Here is an 18,084-nt window from a genome sequence, read left to right on the forward strand (position 1 = left end):
TGTTCCAGATAAGATCTAACACCTTGGGTCTAACAACAAAACCAATCGAAATCTTGCATCACATAAACTTGTAAAAATGTTCAGAACAAAGGCTCTCATGCATTGTATTCCAAGATATTTGTGAGTTTAAAAAATGAAACAAAAAATAACTTTTGTTATGGTCCTAACAATGGCTCTTACTGGTTGTGCCTCTTTGAGTGGCCCTAAAAAACCACCACGCTGTAATGGCAAACATACACGCGCTTTAAATAAAGATAAGTGGAATTGGGACAATAAAAACATTGTCTACCCAGAAAAGAGCGTAAAGCCTGTTACTACTCCCATCATTCTCAATACTTTGGAAAGTGAAAAAGTAACAGCCAATTCAGCTTTATTAAAGCCGGTTATTCATGAAGCACGATCTGATAAAACTGTGGAGGTTATGCGTGAAAAGTGATGCCCTTGAAGAATATATAAAAGAAGCGCGCTCATTTGACATTGATCGCATGCATAGCATGCGTGTGCGGATGAAAATCTCCATGGCTTTAACAGTGCTTTTTGGATTGATGACGATTGCGCTAGCTTTAGCTGTCGCAGCTTTGACGCCTTTGAAAACGGTAGAGCCTTTTGTTATCCGCGTTGATAACTCAACAGGCATTATTGATACTGTAAGCGCCCTAAAAGAATCCCCTAACGACTATGATGAAGCTATAACGCGTTATTTTGCCAGCCAATACGTTCGCGCTCGTGAAGGTTTTCAAGCATCAGAAGCAGAAAACAATTTTCGCTTAGTCTCTCTTTTATCTTCTCCAAAAGAACAAAACCGTTTTGCAAAATGGTACGCGGGCAATAATCCAGAAAGTCCGCAAAATATTTATCATAACATGATTGCTACCGTCACAATCAAATCAATCTCTTTTATAAGCAAAGATCTTATCCAAGTTCGTTACTATAAAACGATCAGAGACTTGAATGAAAAAGAAAATATTTCCCATTGGATTTCAATCTTAAATTTTTCCTACGTGAACGCACACATTTCAACGTCTGATCGTCTTATCAACCCTCTTGGTTTTCAAGTATCGGAATATAGATCTGATCCAGAGGTGATAAAATGATCAGACTTTTGCAAACAATCTCTTTAATTTTTACGATCACTCTCAGCTTTCACACAGTTCTCTCACTTGCAGAAACAGCGCCTATCAGTGCACGTAAAGATAACCGCATCAGATTTGTCAATTATGACCCCTACAACGTCGTACAAATCATTGGCTCCATTCGCTCTTCGGTTCAACTAGAATTTGCCGTTGATGAAGAAGTAACCTATGTAGGAATTGGAAATTCGGTTGCTTGGCAAGTTGCACCGGCTGGACACTTTGTTTTTCTCAAACCACGTGAAGTCCAGCCTGTGACAAATTTACAAATTGTCACAAGCCGCCAAGATGGAACACAACGCTCTTATCAATTCGAGCTACAAGTCCGTGAAGGCGATGTTTCAGCGGGTAATGAGACGTATTTCTTAGTAAAGTTTCGTTATCCAGAAGATGAAGCCTTACGTAAGAAATTAGCCGAAGCAGAAAAAGAAAAACAACGTGAAGAAAACTTTGTCAATGATATTTTAAATATCCATGAAGATTTTGGACCACGCAATTGGGCTTATGAAGCTCAAGGCTCATCCCTCATTGAACCTGCTTCTGTCTATGATAATGGGAAAACAACAACCTTTACCTTTTTAGGCAACATTGAAATCCCTGCCATTTACATTGTATCGCCTGATGGGCAAGAAGCCCTTATTCCCAAATCGATTAAAGGCAACAAGGTTATTGTCCATGCGACATCTGCACAATTCACGCTACGACGTGGGAATGAAGTATTGTGCATCTTTAACAAAAGGTTCGTACCAAAAGGAATTAACCCTGAAACAGGTACGACATCACCATCTGTACAACGTAAAGTGAACCTAGGAAGCAGCCATGAATAACACCGTGGATGAAAAAAGCATTAATGATCGCGATACAATAAAAAATGCTCAAGGGAAAAGTCAACAGAACAATGTGGGGAAAGCTATTGCTCTTATTATTCTTTTCAGTGTCTGTCTTTATTTAGCCTATTCAACACTTGTTACAGACAAAAAGCAACCGGTTGAATCTTCAAAAGAAGGAAAAGTTATAAAACAAACAGAGCTTTTTCGTCCTGCAAAGCCTACCCCTCCCCCCTTTGAACAGCCTCAACGAAATAACGCTCTATTACCAAAAGTCGAGCTACCAACACCAAACATCAATCAATTAAATTCTGATGACTCACTGCTGGAGGCAGCACAACGTGCTCCTGTATTAGCTTATGCAAGTACACAACAAAGCAAAATAGATTCACAAACAAATAATGGTGCTTTGCCTCACCAACTTGAAAGTAAATCTGATGAAACGACACAACGTTTTAATCATCTTCTCAAACCCACAGTGCTTGAAGGTATTCGTGCTTCAACCCTTGGCAATCGAAACTACATCATCGCGATGGGAACTTCTATTCCTTGTATTTTAGAAACAGCCATCAACAGTGATCAACAAGGTTTTGCCAGTTGTATCATCTCCAGAGATATCTTATCAGACAATGGTCGTGTTGTGCTTCTTGATAAAGGCACCCAAATTGTTGGTGAATATCGCGCCGGATTGAAAAAAGGCCAAACACGTCTCTTTGTACTATGGAATAGAGCAAAAACCCCCAATGGTATCATTATATCCTTAGCTTCACCGGCAACGGATGCTTTAGGGCGTTCTGGTATGGATGGAGATATTGATAACCATTGGCTCGAGAGGATTGGGTCTGCGCTTCTTGTCTCACTAATAAAAGATGCAACACACTATGCCAATAAACGTTTATCAAAAAAACAGGAAAAAGAAGAAACTGAAACTCTCTCTTCAGGACAAAACATCGCAAACATTCTCGTAGAAAATTACGCCAATATTCCTCCAACATTATCCAAAAACCAAGGGGAAATGGTGAATATCTTTGTTGCCCGCGATTTAGATTTTTCCAGCGTTTATAAATTGAAAGTCATCGAAAACAAAAAACAAATTATCAATCGAGCTGTTTCAAGAAACTTTTACAAAAATTCTGCGGTAACTTTAGAATGAACTCAAACTTACATACCATGTGCGATGAAACCGTTGCGATTGTTCTCACAAAACTTGAACCCATCAATGCTTTTTTGAAAGATGATAGTCTTTTTGAAATTGTTATCAATCGTCCCTATCAAGTCATGACTGAAGGATTTGATGGATGGAAAACAATAGAAGCACCGGCTCTCTCTTTTAATGAGCTTATGGGGATTGCGAAAGTTGTCGCCTCCTATTCCAAGCAAAACATATCGGACAAAAACCCAATATTATCTGCAACGCTACCAGGCAATGAGCGCATTCAAATTGTCATTCCGCCGGCTGTCGAAAAAGACACGATTAGTATGACAATTCGTAAACCATCATCGCAGAGTTTTTCTCTCGAAGAACTCGACAAGAAAGGCCTCTTCTCGCTCTGTGAACAGGTCTCTTTCACACCTTTGAATGACTATCATTCTCGTTTTAACGAACTCAAAATCATCGAGCATAATTTAGCCAATGCCTACTGTAATAAAGACTTTGTCTCTTTTTTAAATCAAGCTGTAGAATGTCAGAAAAATATTTTAATTGCGGGAAAAACCGGTTCGGGTAAAACAACATTATCAAAAGCATTAATCGCCAAAATCCCTCAAGAAGAGCGTATTATCACCATTGAAGACACGCAAGAATTGGTGATACCACACCCTAACCATGTCTCAATGTTCTATTCAAAAGATGGACAAGGCTTAGCCTCCGTTGGCCCCAAAGAGTTGCTTGAATCATCTTTACGGATGCGTCCTGATCGTATTCTTTTGCAAGAACTTCGAGATGGTACAGCCTTTTATTATATCCGCAATGTCAATTCAGGCCATCCAGGTTCCATTACGACGGTTCACGCATCAACAGCACTTGCAGCCTTTGAGCAGATGACCCTTTTGGTCAAAGAAAGTGAAGGCGGTGGTGATTTAGAGCGTGATGATATTCGAGGACTGTTGATTTCAATGATTGATATCATCATCCAATGCAAACGGATTGAAGGAAAATTTAAGGTCACAGAAATTTATTACGATCCCTTCAAACAACGAAACATCTTTGGAGGTGACTAAAAGAAAGATCACACCGGCTGCCAAAGGCTCTTTTAAAGCAACAATTGCAAATAAGAGAAAAAATGCATGAAAACCAACGAAACAGAAATAGAGAAAATCTTTTATCGATGACAGAGGAAGAATTAAAAAAACGCCGTGAAGCCGTTGAAGCAGCCATCAGCACCCATACGATAGAGGGAATAGCGCTTCATCCTACAACACTCAAAATTTTAGAAGAATACGCAAAGGGGAATATTTCACTCGAGAAATTTAACACTCTTATGGACAACGTAAAATTATAAGGAAGCTGCGATGCCAAAAGCAAAAGCAAAGACAAAAAATATACAGACAGTTTCTCCCCATCATTATGTCTACCCAAACACCACAACACTCAAAAATAAATATGGAATAAAAGACTTAAAATCCTTTCTGGATAAATGTTCAAAGGATACAGCAGAAGCGATGGTTAATCTGCGTGAATCCCCCGTACCAGAAAAGTTTGATAGCTCCTATCTATGCTCTATACATCACCACTTATTTAAAAATACCTTTGAATGGGCTGGATATCTGCGCCATCTCCCCTTTACATTTGAAGATGGTACCACAGCCGCCATGCCCGAAATGAAAAGAACAGGATGGGAAAATCCTTTTGCACTGGGCGATGAAATCCAAGACGGTTTACAAAAATTAGATCAAACGCTTGCCGAAAAAGATAATTTGCAAGGCTTAACGCGTGAGAAATTTAACGCTGAAGCAATAAGCTTATTTAACTTCCTTCACCAACTCCATCCTTTTAGGGGAGGAAATGGACGTACACAACGGGTCTTTTTTGAAAATCTCGCCAAAGCCGCAGGGCATCAGCTTGACTTTTCACTTGTTACAAAAGAACGCATGATGCTCGCCAGTGTTGCTGTAGCAGAAAATGGTGACCTAGAGCCAATGCAACATCTGTTTGAAGATATCTCTAATCCCAATAAAATACTTCTTTTAAAGGAATTCATGAACAACATGAAAGAACTTGGGCGCAATGTTAATAATCGTCCTGTTATGGTTGCAAAAGAAGGTGAAACCTACACAGGTACCTATAGGGGTGCTGGTTATGATAGCTTTGCTTTCAATGTGAAAGGCGCTTACATCATCGGCAATAAAGAACAGCTCACGCCAGAACAACTCAAAACATTAAAACCTGGTGATAGATTTACCTTTACCGTTCCCAAAACAAAAAAGCTTGAAAGCATTCTCATTCCAGAAGAAAGATTAGCCCCTTTGACAGAAAATGAAACGGCCCAAATGGTTGCAGAAGATTCTTGTGTCCACGCAAGCCTAAAACAGGTTCAGCAATTGTCAAAAATTGTTTATGGTAACGAAAAAACATTAAACAAACAGATGGTAGAAATCATCAAAAATCCAAGCTTAGGCCAACAGCTCGCTAACCAGATTGAAAGAGCACCGCACTCTATTTCTCATCTTGCCGGTTTCAGTTTATGTGGACTACAAAACCAGACACGTGCAAACGCTAAAAATCATCTTGAGATGCTCTGTACTGCCGTTGCAAATTTCGCGTATGCTGTAAAACATGCTGAAAAGGAAATTACGCAAGAACATGCAACAGAACAAAGTCGTCGTGCAAAAACGGTAGAAATGCCAAGTCAAAGCTTGCAAGATCTCTTCGCCTTGCCAAAAGAATTACAGCAAGAAGCTTTAGCAAAAAATCCTTCACTGCAAAAAGAGCTTACAAACTTTGCAAAAAGCATCAATAACCGCCTCTCACCAAATGAACATAAAGCAGTCCAAAAGAATGACTCTGAAACATTGGCTCAAAGTATTGGTGTATCAGAAAGTAAAGCTAAGCAAATTACAGAAATTATTAAGCAAACCAAAGAAGTACATCAAGGAGCGCAAATATGCACAATGCATCGTTCCCAAGCATTTGCTATGGCCTGCTAAGAATAGATAAAACCTTTCTCCTTAATGAGAAAGGCTCATAAGCAAAAACTGTCTGGCGTTATCTGCACCTTTGCAAAAAGAGATGAGAGTTCATATCACACACTTGGAAAAGAGCATTTCGCAACATATTCTGACAGAATTGAAAGTAAAATACAATGAAATATACCAAAACACAAATGGTACTCATTTTAACACCGATCGCTTTAGGTGCTTTAACAATATTCCTTGTCCCTCACTTTTTGTTGTTTATAACAAATGGACTAAAGAGCGATCAAATTTATTGGACTCTTCGTTCAGAACCTTTATTAGTCCTAGCACTAACGGCTACTGTTTCATTGTTGTATAGTCTCTCGCAAAAACTGCACCTGCGTAGAATAATCACTTTTGTCTCCGTTGTCTTTTTTGGAATGACTGCTCTTTACTATATTGGTGGTGAAATAAAACGCTTAAGTCCCTATGTTGGACAACAAGGAATAACGTGGAGCTACGCTCTTCAATTTATGGATCCCATGGTTGTCTTTGGCATCATCATTGGTGTTTTTTTGTCCCTCATTCAATTCATAACAACCTCTCCACCTAAAAGTAAGGTCAAGCGTGCAAAAAAAGGTGTTTTTGGTGAAGCATCATGGATGAATTTAAGAGAGGCAGCAAAAATCTTTCCTGCCAATGGGCAAATTGTTGTGGGTGAAAGATATCGTGTCGATCAAGATAATGTGTGCAACATTCCCTTTGCACCTGGCAATAAAACAACATGGGGAAAGGGTGGAACAGTCCCTTTGCTAACCTTTAATCTTGATTTTGGTTCAACTCATATGATCTTTTTTGCTGGTTCTGGTGGCTATAAAACAACAAGTACAGTAGTTCCTACGTGTTTAACCTATCCAGGGTCTATTATTTGTCTTGATCCTTCAACAGAAGTTGCCCCAATGGTCAAATATGCGCGTCAAAAAATGGGAAATAGAAATGTCATTGTTCTCGATCCCAACTCATTGTTAACAAAAAACTTTAATGTCATCGATTGGCTTTTAGACGACAGCGTACCACGCACACAACGCGAAGCGAATATTGTAAGCTTTTCAAAGTTGCTTCTTACAGATAAAAAATCAGACAATTCTTCAGCGGAATATTTCTCAACACAAGCCCATAACCTATTAACAGCTCTTCTTGCTCATGTTGTATTTTCTGATGAATATGAAGACAGCGAGCGCAATTTAAAAACATTGCGTGGTATTCTCTCTCAATCAGAAACAGCTGTTGTTAATCAATTACGCATGATTCAAGAAACAACACCTTCTCCTTTTATTCGCGAAATGGTGGGTATTTTTACAGAAATGGCAGAGCAAACCTTTTCAGGAGTCTATACAACCGCCTCAAAAGACACCCAATGGCTTTCTTTATCCAATTATGCAGATCTTGTCTGCGGAGATGATTTTTTTTCCTCAGATATTGCCAATGGCAATACAGATGTTTTTCTCAATCTCCCCGCAAGCATTTTAAACAGTTATCCAGCTATTGGACGTGTGATTATTGGCGCCTTTCTCAATGCCATGGTTACAGCAGACGGTAACTATAAAAAGCGTGTTTTATTCGTCTTAGATGAAGTTGATCTTCTAGGCTATATGAATATTTTAGAAGAAGCCCGCGATCGTGGACGTAAATACGGCACATCCTTGATGCTCTTTTATCAATCCACGGGTCAGTTGGTCAATCACTTTGGCGAAGCAGGAGCACGTTCATGGTTTGAAAGCTGCTCCTTTGTCAGTTATGCGGCCATTAAAGACCTTCAAACAGCTAAAGACATTTCAGAACGCTGTGGTCAAATGACCGTTGAAGTCACCGGAACGAGCAAATCAAGAGGTTTATCTTTAGGAAAAAGTTCTTACAACATCAATTACCAACAAAGAGCTCTCATTTTACCCCACGAGATTATTCAAGAAATGCGTCAAGATGAACAAATTATTCTTATGCAAGGACAACCCCCTTTGCGATGTGGTCGCGCCATCTATTTCAGAAGAAAAGAAATGTTAGCCGCAGCTGCAAAAAACCGTTTTGCCCCAAAAGCACAGAAAAACTAAAAAACACCCTCCAATGGAGGTCATGCATCAAAACAAAAACATCAAAGGATAAAAGCAGAGATTCTATCTCATAAAAGCCTATAAAGAAGGAATTCCCGCTTGATACAACAAGAAAAATATAGGGAAAAGTCTTTGAATGATGGTATTATGCCTGTGCTTACCAATGCCAATTTTCTTTATAAAGCCACTCTCCTCATCTCCAAATAATAAATACCAATCATATCTATGCCTTGAGAATCCTATCAAGAAACTTTTGAAGGCACCGCTTTTATAGGAAAATTTTTCTACAAAAAAATTAAAAGACAATATGCATGAAAACAACCCAAATGAACTATTCTCTCTCAGTAAAAGAAAAAAGTGCCAAGATAAAGATTTATACACTCAAAAACACCTACGAATTTGAGGGATTTTTTCCTCACCCAAGTCTCAACATCTCAAAACAATATGCGTGGGGGATTTTCAAACAAAAAGTTTAACACACTCTCATAGACAATGTAACATTATAAGGAATGTAACAATGCCAAAAGCAAAAGAAAAAACAAAAGGAATTCCCTCACCCCATAATTATATCTATCTTGGTACCCAAATTCTCAAAAATAGATATGGAGAAACAGATTTAAAACGCTTTCTGGAAAAATGCTCACATGATAGGCAAAAAGCCATGATCAATCTGCGTGCAGAACCCCTGCCAGAATATTTTAATTCAACTTATCTATGCCATATCCACCAACAATTGTTTAAAAATACCTTTGTATGGGCTGGACATCTGCGTCATATCCCCTTCGCATTTACAGACGATAGCATTGCCGCCATGCCAGAAATGAAAAGAATGGAATGGGGCAATAATTTTGCAACTGGTGAAGAAATCCCTGAACTCTTACAAAAATTAGATCAAACGCTTGCCGAAAAAAACAATTTGCAAGGCTTAACACGCGAAGAATTTGTCAAGGAAGCAACGAGTCTATTTTATTCTCTTCACAAAATCCACCCATTCATAGATGGCAATGAGCACACAGAACAAGTCTTTTTTGAAAATCTTGCCAAAGCTGCAGGACATCAGCTTGACTTTTCGCTTGTCACACAAAAACGTATGATGGCTGCCTGTAGCGAAGCAATGCAATATAGCAATACACAACTGTTGAAAGATCTTTTTGAGGATATCTCCAATCCCCCCAAAATACGTCTTTTAAAAGAATTTATGGACCACATAAACAATACGGGACGCAACGTGGATGATCGCCTTGTTATGGCAACAAAGGCAGGAGAAACCTATATAGGAACTTATAAAGGTTGTTATTCAGAAAGTTTTATACTCGATATGCAAGGAACTTACATCATTGGTAGCAAAGATGATCTCACACCAGAACGATTAAAAACATTAAAACCTGGTGATATCATTACCTTTACCGCCCCCAACAGCAAAGAGCTTGAAAACACGCTTATTCCAAAAGAAACATTAGCGCCTCTCACAAAAAGTGAATGTGCCAAAACAGTTGCGCTAGATAGTTACGTTCTCAAAGCTCAAAAGCAAGTCCGAGCTTACGCAAAAACTGTTTATGGTGACGCAAACGTATTAAACGAACAGATAGAAGAGATTATTAAAAATCCAGAATTAGGCAGACAGTTTGCTAATCAGATTAAACAGGCACCGCACTCTGTTTCTCCTCTTGCAGGTTTTAGTATATGCGGTCTACAAAATCCGACACGTGTACACGCTCGAAATTATCTTGATGTGCTCTCTCTTGCAATTGAGAATTATGTGTATACTGTAGAAGCTACCTATAATATAGTCACTCGAGACCATAAAATTAAACAAGAACGCCTTGGAAAAGCGGTAGAGAATCCCAGTCAAAACTTGCAAAATATTTTTGCTTTATCACCGGAAAAACAAAGAGAAATCTTGTCTCAATCTCCTCAATTATACCAAGAGCTCCGTACTTTTATAAACAGTTTAGAACATCGTCTCTCATCAAACGAATGTAGTGCGATCACAAACAAAGATTATGAAACACTTGCACAAAGTATTGGTATATCAGAACAGAAAGCACGAGAAATTACCGACATTGTTCAAAAAGCAAGGAACACTCATAGCCAATTCTACACACGCACACAAAATCGTTCAAATACACTTGCTATGGCCAACTAAAAAATATGAAACTTTGTTTTTTTGATTTAAACACCTATGTGGAAGAGATATTTTAATATTCTTATCATACATGCAAAAAACAGACTACTTAAACGCCCTACCACCAATTTTGCACATAGCATATACACCATATCCAAAGCAATTGGACAGGATAATTGTTAATTCCTTTTAAACGTCATGATTACTACTGACGAAAGCTACAAAAGCCTATTTTATTTGTCTTAGATGGAGTCGATTTTCGTGGTTATATGAATATTTTAAAAAGAGCTCTCATTTTACCCCATGAGATAATTCAAGAAATGCGTCAAGATGAACAAATTATTCTTATGCAAGGACAGCACCCTTTGCGATGTGGCCGCGCCATCTATTTCAGAAGAAAAGAAATGTTAGCCGCTGCTGCAAAAAACCGCTTTGCTCCACAAAAGAAAAACTAACCTTCTATTATGAGATCTTGACTATGAAAAGAACAACCACAGAAACAACATAGATTTCTGTTTTTTAAAAACCCGTTAACAAAAAGTTTTTGACCGCTTCCACACACACATATAAGGAAAACATGATAAAAAAATCCGTGTTTTTCCTTTTTGTATTTTGTGTATCGTTTTACCAGCGCCCATCGTCTTTATAAGAAATACCAAAACCCTCAAATTATCTATAACTAAACCAACCTCTCCACTTGGAAAAGTCCTGCAAATACATTCCTACAAAGCTTTTTGTGTATAATTTATCCCCTACAAACAACCAAAAACATTTCACAACGCTAATCACCAATATCAAGGCTTAAGAAAAACAAACGATTGATCTTTGAGACAAGAACTCTCAAAACACCTACACTCAAGAACATCGATTTTTTCCCAAAAAATATTTAAGATATACATCAAAATGAATAAATCATTCTTACACAAGCTTTCCCCCCTTTACGATATCATAAAGTGTTCTATTTTAACGATAAAGCGCTGAAAAAAGCTTTTTTTTCAACCAAAGAAAGAGTTTTCTCTCTCATGGATCTTAGAGCAGCGCAATATAATAAGAGCAACAATATAAAATAAAAAACATTTTGTTGCAAAACACACAAAAAAGATATCCGTATGGCAAAATATTCATATGGAGCAATAAGAAAAACATAATGGAGAAAAATTTTTGATGACTGCTTTTGCCCATAGATTCACCAATCTGAGAGCTGTGTATGAAAAGTACCAGCACCATCTGCTAACCAAGAGCGATTACACCCGCTATATCCACGCCCCTCATCAAAGCGCTCTTGCAAATAACTTTGTTAAAGGAAAAAACAGTTTTAAGCTACATTTTTCTTTTTGACCTCTTTCTTACACCTCAAAGAACGAAGATTTTGCCCAAAGTCAATTTATAGAAAATCCATTTTCTGGCCACTCATGAGCTTCATATCAGCACCCTAAATACCAAGTATTTTACAGCACAAGATAATAAACACAGGAAACATCAGAAAAGCTTTTCAAAAGCATCACAAAACGATTGATACAACCCATACACTTGAGGGAAAAATGCTCCCTCTCATAACAACCAAAATCTCAAAAGAATACGCGAAGGGGAATTTTTCACATGGCAGCGTTTAAGACGCTCATCAACCACCACCCTACCTACTTAGGAGAGATTACATGTTAGAGCAAAATTATCTATATAAAGGAACCAAAACACTCAAAAATAAATATGGCATCAAAGACCCTAAAAAACTCTATCAACGCAGTACCCATGACGTCACTAAAGCAGCCGTAAATTTTCGCCATGAACCACCCCCACAAAAATTTGATGCTTCCTATCTAAAACTAATCCACTGGAGCCTCTTCTACGAAACTTTTGAATGGGCGGGCCACACCCGCGATACATCCTTTACATTTGAAGACGGCACTTCTGCCCATATGCCGGCAATGCGTCCCAAAGGTTATGAAGCTCCTTTTGCTATCGGTCCACAGATAAAAAAAGAACTCATACAACTCGAAAAAACACTTAATGAGAAGAACAATTTAAAAGGTTTATCGCGCCAAGAATTTGCTGAAAGTGCCGCTGAAGTTTTTATGGCGCTTGAACACGCGCATCCTTTTAGAAAAGGGAATGGGCGCGTCAATCGAATGTTTATGGAAAAACTTGGACAAGCAGCAGGGCATACCATTGACTTTTCTTTCATCACAAAAGGACGCATGACAGCAGCTTGTATTGAAGCCATGCAATATGGCAATCCTCAACCGATGAAAGATCTTTTTGAAGATATCACGCATCCGCAAAAATCCCTTGTTTTAAAAGAATTCATCTCCCAGATGAGAGAAGCTGGACTGGATGAAATTAACGATCGTGTTGTTGTTGCTGCAAAAGAAGATGTAACCTATGAAGGCATCTTTAGAGGTTTTTCAGCAGAAGGTTTTGTCATGGAAGTAGAGGGAGCTTTCGTCGTCGGACACAAAGATGATCTTCCCCCAGAACAAGTCAAAACATTACAAAACGGTGCTCGCCTCTGTTTTCAAAAAACCAACGTTCAAAGCTTAAAAGAAATACTGATCCCAAAAGAAACATTAGCCCCTCTTACCCATGAAGAGTTATTTGAAAGGATTTCAAATGACGCTTATGTTGAAGGAAGCCGAAAAGAAATCGAAAATTTATCAAAGCTCGTTTATGGTAAAACCCACGCCTTAAAGACAACATTAGGTATCGTAACGGCAGCTCCAAACTTGGGAAATCAATTTGCCGATGAAATTTTAGAAAACCCTCAATCAATTTCTAAATTTGCAGGAAGTAAAATACTTGGTATGAAAAGTTCAAATCGCAGACAAGCCGAACAGACTGTTCCACAACTCAGCCAAGCCTTTAAAAATTATGCCACAATAACACAACAAACAAAAGAAGAAATTTTAGAGCAACACCAAAGAGAACAAAATCGATTGAGTCACGCTGTCGAAAAACCTGGAAAAAATTTACAAAACCTTTTTTCCTTATCAGAAGAACAACAAAGGGAAGCTTTATTGCATTCTCGTTCACTGCGACAAGAACTCCATACCTTTTCACGACAACTACACAATCGTCTATCCTCAGAAGATCGTAAAGCCATACAAGAAAAAGACCATACCAGACTAGCGTGCCTCCTTGGGACATCGGAAAGCAAAGCAAAAGAAATTGCGAATACTGTAAAGAACACCCAAGAAGCACAATGTCAAGCCCGCAGCTTGAAAGTTAGTCGCTCTTCATCGCTTGCTCTTACCGGCTAAAAACGCGTGAACTTTTGCCTTCCAACTAACTCTTAGCGCCAATCATTTTATCTCCATTGCGCCCACCTATTGTTTTAAAATGTTACAAAAGATAGTCCTAAAAATGAATCCTATAATTTACTATAACTTATTGATAATATTTCATAAAAAAACTGTATAAAAGACATAAATGTCCATTACATATCAATATGAATAGCGCGAAGTCTTTGGAGACCATTCAGTTTGATATTCTTCTTTTGTCTTAAAAAATATCAAAAAGTGGGAAATGCGCCAAAGAGGTTTTCTAAAAATATTGAAAGGAAACAGCCATGAAAAAAAATCACCCAAGCCCTTCTACCAATGTAGAGGAACTAAGACGACAAGTTGACCAACAAAATCTAGGTGCTTCTAATGTAGAAGACCTCTACGCAAAGGTTAATAAACCACCCAAAGAACAGCGCACCTCACCTCAATATACACTTCAACAACCACCAGAAACGGTCTTTGCTCCCCAAAAGCCACTTGACCAACAAAACCTAGGAGCTTCTAATGTAGAAGACCTCTACGCAAAAATTAATAAGCCACCCAAAGAACAGCGCACCTCACCTCAATATACACTTCAACAACCACCAGAAACGGTCTTTGCTCCCCAAAAGCCACTTGAACAACAAAACCTAGGAGCTTCTAATGTAGGAGACCTCTACGCAAAGGTTAATAAGCCACCCAAAGAACAGCGCACCTCACCTCAATATACACTTCAACAACCATCAGAAACGGCCTATGCTCCCCAAAAGCCACTAGGAAATCCCTATGACAGACTTGGTGGAAGACCAAGTGATGGGCGACGCACCGACAGACTCGTAAACCCCTATTCAATAACAGATTTGGCAGCGCAAGATTGGCAAACACCTTACGACACAATTGGTGAAGGTGCACAGGGTGGACGACATCCCCAAGAATCAAAACATCATCTCTATTCAGAGCTTGAATTTGGTACAGAAGGTGGTCGCTCTCCCCAAAGACCACTCGAATCTGTCTATGCAACGGTTGGCATGGGAGCTGAAGGCGGGCAAGAGTCTGAACAACTAGAAAATCCCATCTATCAAGGCGTTGGCGGAGGCAGAATCTCCCCTCCCAGAACCCCAAAAGATGTGGTTACAACAAAGCTTTTAACAAACGTAGACTTTCAATATGGTGTAAGAGAAACGCAAGAATGGTGCAGAGTTGTTTATGGTAACGAACATGCTTTGAATCAACAACTGGCTAAGATTCTTGACGACCCTCAAAATGCAGAAAAAGTCTTATGGAGCCTTGCAGAAAATCCTGAAAGCGCTGGTAAGCTTGCAGGTCACAAAATACTTGGTGTAAAATCTCTAAGCCGCAGAGAAGCTGAAGATGGTTTTCGTCCTCTTTGCTCAGCTCTTGAGAGACATATATATAATACACAAAAGCTCCATAAACAGTTTACACGGGAGCAGGAAAGAGAAAGAGGTCAAAGACAAGAAAGTCCAGAAAGAGACCCAGAACACAGACATCACCACCATCATCGTCACGCAAGAGGACGAGAATACAATAGTCCAGAGCCCAGCCCACAACAACAAAGACATGGAGAAAAAGGAATGGCTTTTGCCATGTAAGGGGAGCATAAACATAAAAACAGATAGTTTTTGTTTTTCATGTAATCTTTTTTTCAGTGAGTTTCTTGGTGCAAATCATTTTATCGTGATTGCACCAAGAGTTGTTTTAAAATATTACAAAAAATAGTTCTAAAAGTGGATCCTATAATTTATCATAACTTATTGATAAAATTTCATAAAAAAACTGTATAAAAGACATAAATGTTCATTACCTATCGATATGAATAGCGCAAAATCTTTGGAGGTCATTCGGTTGGATATCTTCCTTTATATAAAAGTTATCAAAACTAAAAGTGGGGAATGCACCAAAGAGGTTTTCTAAAAATATTGAAAGGAAACAGCCATGAAAAAAAGTCACCCACAACCCCAGAGCACAGAGCCCCTCTATGCACAAGTTAATAAACCAACCAGAGGAAACCAGCGCGGACCAACCCCAGAAGAGGAAGTTCTATACGCATCCGTTAGCAGTGTTTCTCCTTCAAGAGGGAGACATCCTGATCGGGGAAGAGAAGATCCTGAAACCGACTATACAACGGTTGCTCCCCCAAAACGCGAAGCTGAGGTTACATACGCATCCGTTAGCAGCGTTACCGCTTCTTCAAGAGGTAAACATCAAAGGACAGAAGATCCTGAAACCGACTATACAACGGTTGCTCCGCACCAAAGAGGAAAGCCTTCACCTTCTCTCACAACTGACCAAAAGAGTGTAATGCTTTTAAAAAATCCACAGGTCCAAGCACATGCAGAAGAAGTCGTACATTGGAGTAAAATTGTTTATGGCAATGATACAATTTTCCAAAAACATTTGCAAAGCATACTTACAGATCCCAATAAAGGAAAAGAGCTTTCAGATCAACTTGCTGAAAATCCTGAATCTATACATAAACTTGCTGGCCGCTCCACACTTGGCTTAAAAAATCAAACACGCAAAGCAGCTGAAGATGGTTTTAGATCGCTCGTTGATGCCGTTGATGGTTATACAAAGGCTGTACAAGACGCAGCAACAAGACTATCGCAAACCCCTCTAGCGGAACAAAGACGCCGTCAAGAAAATTCTCAGCAAGTTGAGAGCCCCCATCATCATCGTCATCATCACGAAAGAGGACAAGAACACAATAGTCCAGAGCACAGCCCTCAACGACAAAGACATGGAGAAAAAGGATTTTCTTATGCCATGTAAGGGGGCATAAACATAAAAACAGATAGTTTTTGTTTTTCATGTAATCTTTTTTTCAGTGAGTTTCTTGGCGCAAATCGTTTCATTGCGATTGCGCCGAGAATTGTTTTAGAATGTTACAAAAAATAGTCCTAAAAATGGCGCCTGTAATTCACGATAACTATTGATAACTTATTGATAATATTTCACAAAAAAACTGTAGAAAAGACACAAATGTCCATTAAGCTTATTAAAAATAGCGCAGATCTTTGGAGCTCATTCAGTTCGATATCTTCCTTTATCTCAAAGCAATCCAAGCATAAAAGGCAAGAGTGCTCCAAAGAGGTTTTCTAAAACAATTTTTGAAAGGAAACATGCATGAAAAAAAAACACCCTCATCCTTTTCCATCCTCTTCAATACAAGAACTTATAAAGCTCTATGAACAAGCGGCGGCAGAGGTCTCAGGCGCTGCCCCCCTTCCTAAAGAAACACCTTCAAAAAGCAAAAGACTATCATCCATACCGGAAGAAGATGAGGAAAGACAATCTCTTTTAAGCGAAGAAACTGTACATGCATCAACAAATCGAACAGCTTCGTTAACAAGAGGCAGCTCTACCAAAAGGCAGCAAAAACCTGAAACGACACACTCAACAGTTACTTCACAAGTTACCCAAAGGACAACAAGAGTTCTCTCAGAGGAAGAAATCATTCTATTGCTTCCACACCATTCATTGGTTCGAACCTATCAAGAGGAAATCCAACGTTTATCCGCAAGTGCCTATGGTAACCCAAACATTTTGCAAGAAAAAATGCAGGAAATTCAAAGAGATCCCGCTGCAGGAGAAGAGCTCTCATGGCGCATGGCAGCATATCCTGAAAGTTTTGCTAAACTTTCCGGCACCAGCGCGTTTGGCTTCAAAAGTCGAGTACGTAGACACGCGGAAGAGAGTTATTCCGCTCTCAGTATCACCGTTGATTGTTATACAGAAGCTGTAAAACAGGCAAGAGAGAGCCTCTTACAATCTCCAGAGCAAGAACTCAAAAACTATGAACGCTTAATGGGGAAGGAAGCCGTCGCTAAACTTCTGCAAAAACCAGATCATCGTGAAAAAGAAACTCTTTCAGAGACAGAAATTTCTACCCAAATTCAACAACATTCAAAAGTCAAAAGACACCGCGCCCAAATCCAATATTGGTGTAAAGTTGTTTTTGGGAACGAAAACATTTTGCAATCACAAACAGAAGAGCTTTTCCAAAACCCTGAAACAATAGAAGCACTCGCACAGCAACTTGTCGGAAATCCTCAATCTTTTCACAAGTACGCTGGTCATAACTTTTGTGGCTTTAAAAATCAAGCACGCAGACATGCTGAAGCGGGTCTTTCTCACCTCATTGACGCCGCTGACAATTATGCAACAGCTGTAACACAAGTAAGAGAGAGCCTTTCAAACACTCAGCAGACAAAACAAGGACACAATGAAGCATCTTCTGAGAGAGCGCAAATCTTGCATCAACAACAAAGCGTCTCACAGTCTGCTCAACGCGTTGAGCTTTCAACAGTAACGCATGAAGGAGCAACAACCTCTACTCAACAAAGAGAAACAGATATTCGTCCTCGCAAAACTGCCGCCCCAAAAGCGATGGCTTTTGCCAGTTAAACAGACATAAGTTTTCACGTTGAATCTAACGTCTTGGCGCAACCATAGCAGAGGTGATTTGCGCCAAGAAATGGGGAAATTCATTCCTCCACTACT

Annotated in this window: 13 protein-coding genes and 1 pseudogene; all 14 read left to right on the top strand. The window is 39.1% G+C overall.

The window, feature by feature from the left end:
- Positions 1-133 precede the first annotated feature (133 nt).
- Positions 134-436, top strand: coding sequence for a type IV secretion system protein VirB7 (locus ACFIM8_RS06840; RefSeq protein ID WP_375614692.1), 303 nt, complete (start codon positions 134-136; stop codon positions 434-436).
- Positions 390-1,094 carry a virB8 family protein gene (locus ACFIM8_RS06845; protein ID WP_375614693.1) on the top strand — a complete coding sequence of 235 codons (705 nt, stop codon included), beginning with the start codon at positions 390-392 and terminating at the stop codon, positions 1,092-1,094. The genes ACFIM8_RS06840 and ACFIM8_RS06845 overlap by 47 nt, the downstream gene beginning before the upstream one ends.
- Entirely contained in the window at positions 1,091-1,957 is an 867-nt protein-coding gene (virB9, locus tag ACFIM8_RS06850) for a P-type conjugative transfer protein VirB9 (protein WP_375607253.1), read from the top strand. The genes ACFIM8_RS06845 and virB9 overlap by 4 nt, the downstream gene beginning before the upstream one ends.
- Entirely contained in the window at positions 1,950-3,110 is a 1,161-nt protein-coding gene (gene virB10 / locus ACFIM8_RS06855; RefSeq protein WP_375614694.1) for a type IV secretion system protein VirB10, read from the top strand. Before virB9 ends, virB10 begins: the two co-directional genes overlap by 8 nt.
- The gene (gene virB11, locus ACFIM8_RS06860) at positions 3,107-4,177 is read left to right on the top strand and encodes a P-type DNA transfer ATPase VirB11 (RefSeq protein ID WP_375614695.1); all 1,071 of its coding nucleotides are present in this window, start codon (positions 3,107-3,109) and stop codon (positions 4,175-4,177) included. Before virB10 ends, virB11 begins: the two co-directional genes overlap by 4 nt.
- Before the next feature lie 62 nt (positions 4,178-4,239).
- Positions 4,240-4,458: an antitoxin VbhA family protein gene (locus ACFIM8_RS06865; protein WP_375607250.1), complete on the top strand. Its 219-nt coding sequence runs from the start codon at positions 4,240-4,242 to the stop codon at positions 4,456-4,458.
- A gap of 10 nt (positions 4,459-4,468) precedes the next feature.
- Complete coding sequence (locus ACFIM8_RS06870; protein WP_375614696.1) at positions 4,469-6,103, top strand: BID domain-containing T4SS effector; 1,635 nt, start codon at positions 4,469-4,471, stop codon at positions 6,101-6,103.
- Between the two features lie 155 nt (positions 6,104-6,258).
- Positions 6,259-8,178 (top strand): Ti-type conjugative transfer system protein TraG, encoded by a 1,920-nt coding sequence (gene traG, locus ACFIM8_RS06875; RefSeq protein WP_375614697.1) that lies wholly within the window; start codon positions 6,259-6,261, stop codon positions 8,176-8,178.
- Positions 8,179-8,695: 517 nt separating this feature from the next.
- Entirely contained in the window at positions 8,696-10,324 is a 1,629-nt protein-coding gene (locus tag ACFIM8_RS06880; RefSeq protein ID WP_375608084.1) for a BID domain-containing T4SS effector, read from the top strand.
- A gap of 248 nt (positions 10,325-10,572) precedes the next feature.
- Positions 10,573-10,758 (top strand): annotated as a pseudogene (locus ACFIM8_RS06885) (type IV secretory system conjugative DNA transfer family protein); the annotation flags it as partial.
- Between the two features lie 1,200 nt (positions 10,759-11,958).
- Positions 11,959-13,557: a BID domain-containing T4SS effector gene (locus tag ACFIM8_RS06890; protein WP_375614698.1), complete on the top strand. Its 1,599-nt coding sequence runs from the start codon at positions 11,959-11,961 to the stop codon at positions 13,555-13,557.
- Positions 13,558-13,865: 308 nt separating this feature from the next.
- Positions 13,866-15,173, top strand: a complete 1,308-nt coding sequence (locus ACFIM8_RS06895) for a BID domain-containing T4SS effector (RefSeq protein ID WP_375614699.1) — start codon at positions 13,866-13,868, stop codon at positions 15,171-15,173.
- 343 nt (positions 15,174-15,516) lie between these two features.
- Positions 15,517-16,353, top strand: coding sequence for a BID domain-containing T4SS effector (locus ACFIM8_RS06900; RefSeq protein ID WP_375614700.1), 837 nt, complete (start codon positions 15,517-15,519; stop codon positions 16,351-16,353).
- Between the two features lie 354 nt (positions 16,354-16,707).
- Positions 16,708-17,988: a BID domain-containing T4SS effector gene (locus ACFIM8_RS06905; RefSeq protein ID WP_375614701.1), complete on the top strand. Its 1,281-nt coding sequence runs from the start codon at positions 16,708-16,710 to the stop codon at positions 17,986-17,988.
- The last annotated feature ends 96 nt before the right edge of the window (positions 17,989-18,084 follow it).

Origin of the sequence: Bartonella sp. AC535YNZD (assembly GCF_042196625.1) — a bacterium.
Lineage (GTDB): Bacteria > Pseudomonadota > Alphaproteobacteria > Rhizobiales > Rhizobiaceae > Bartonella.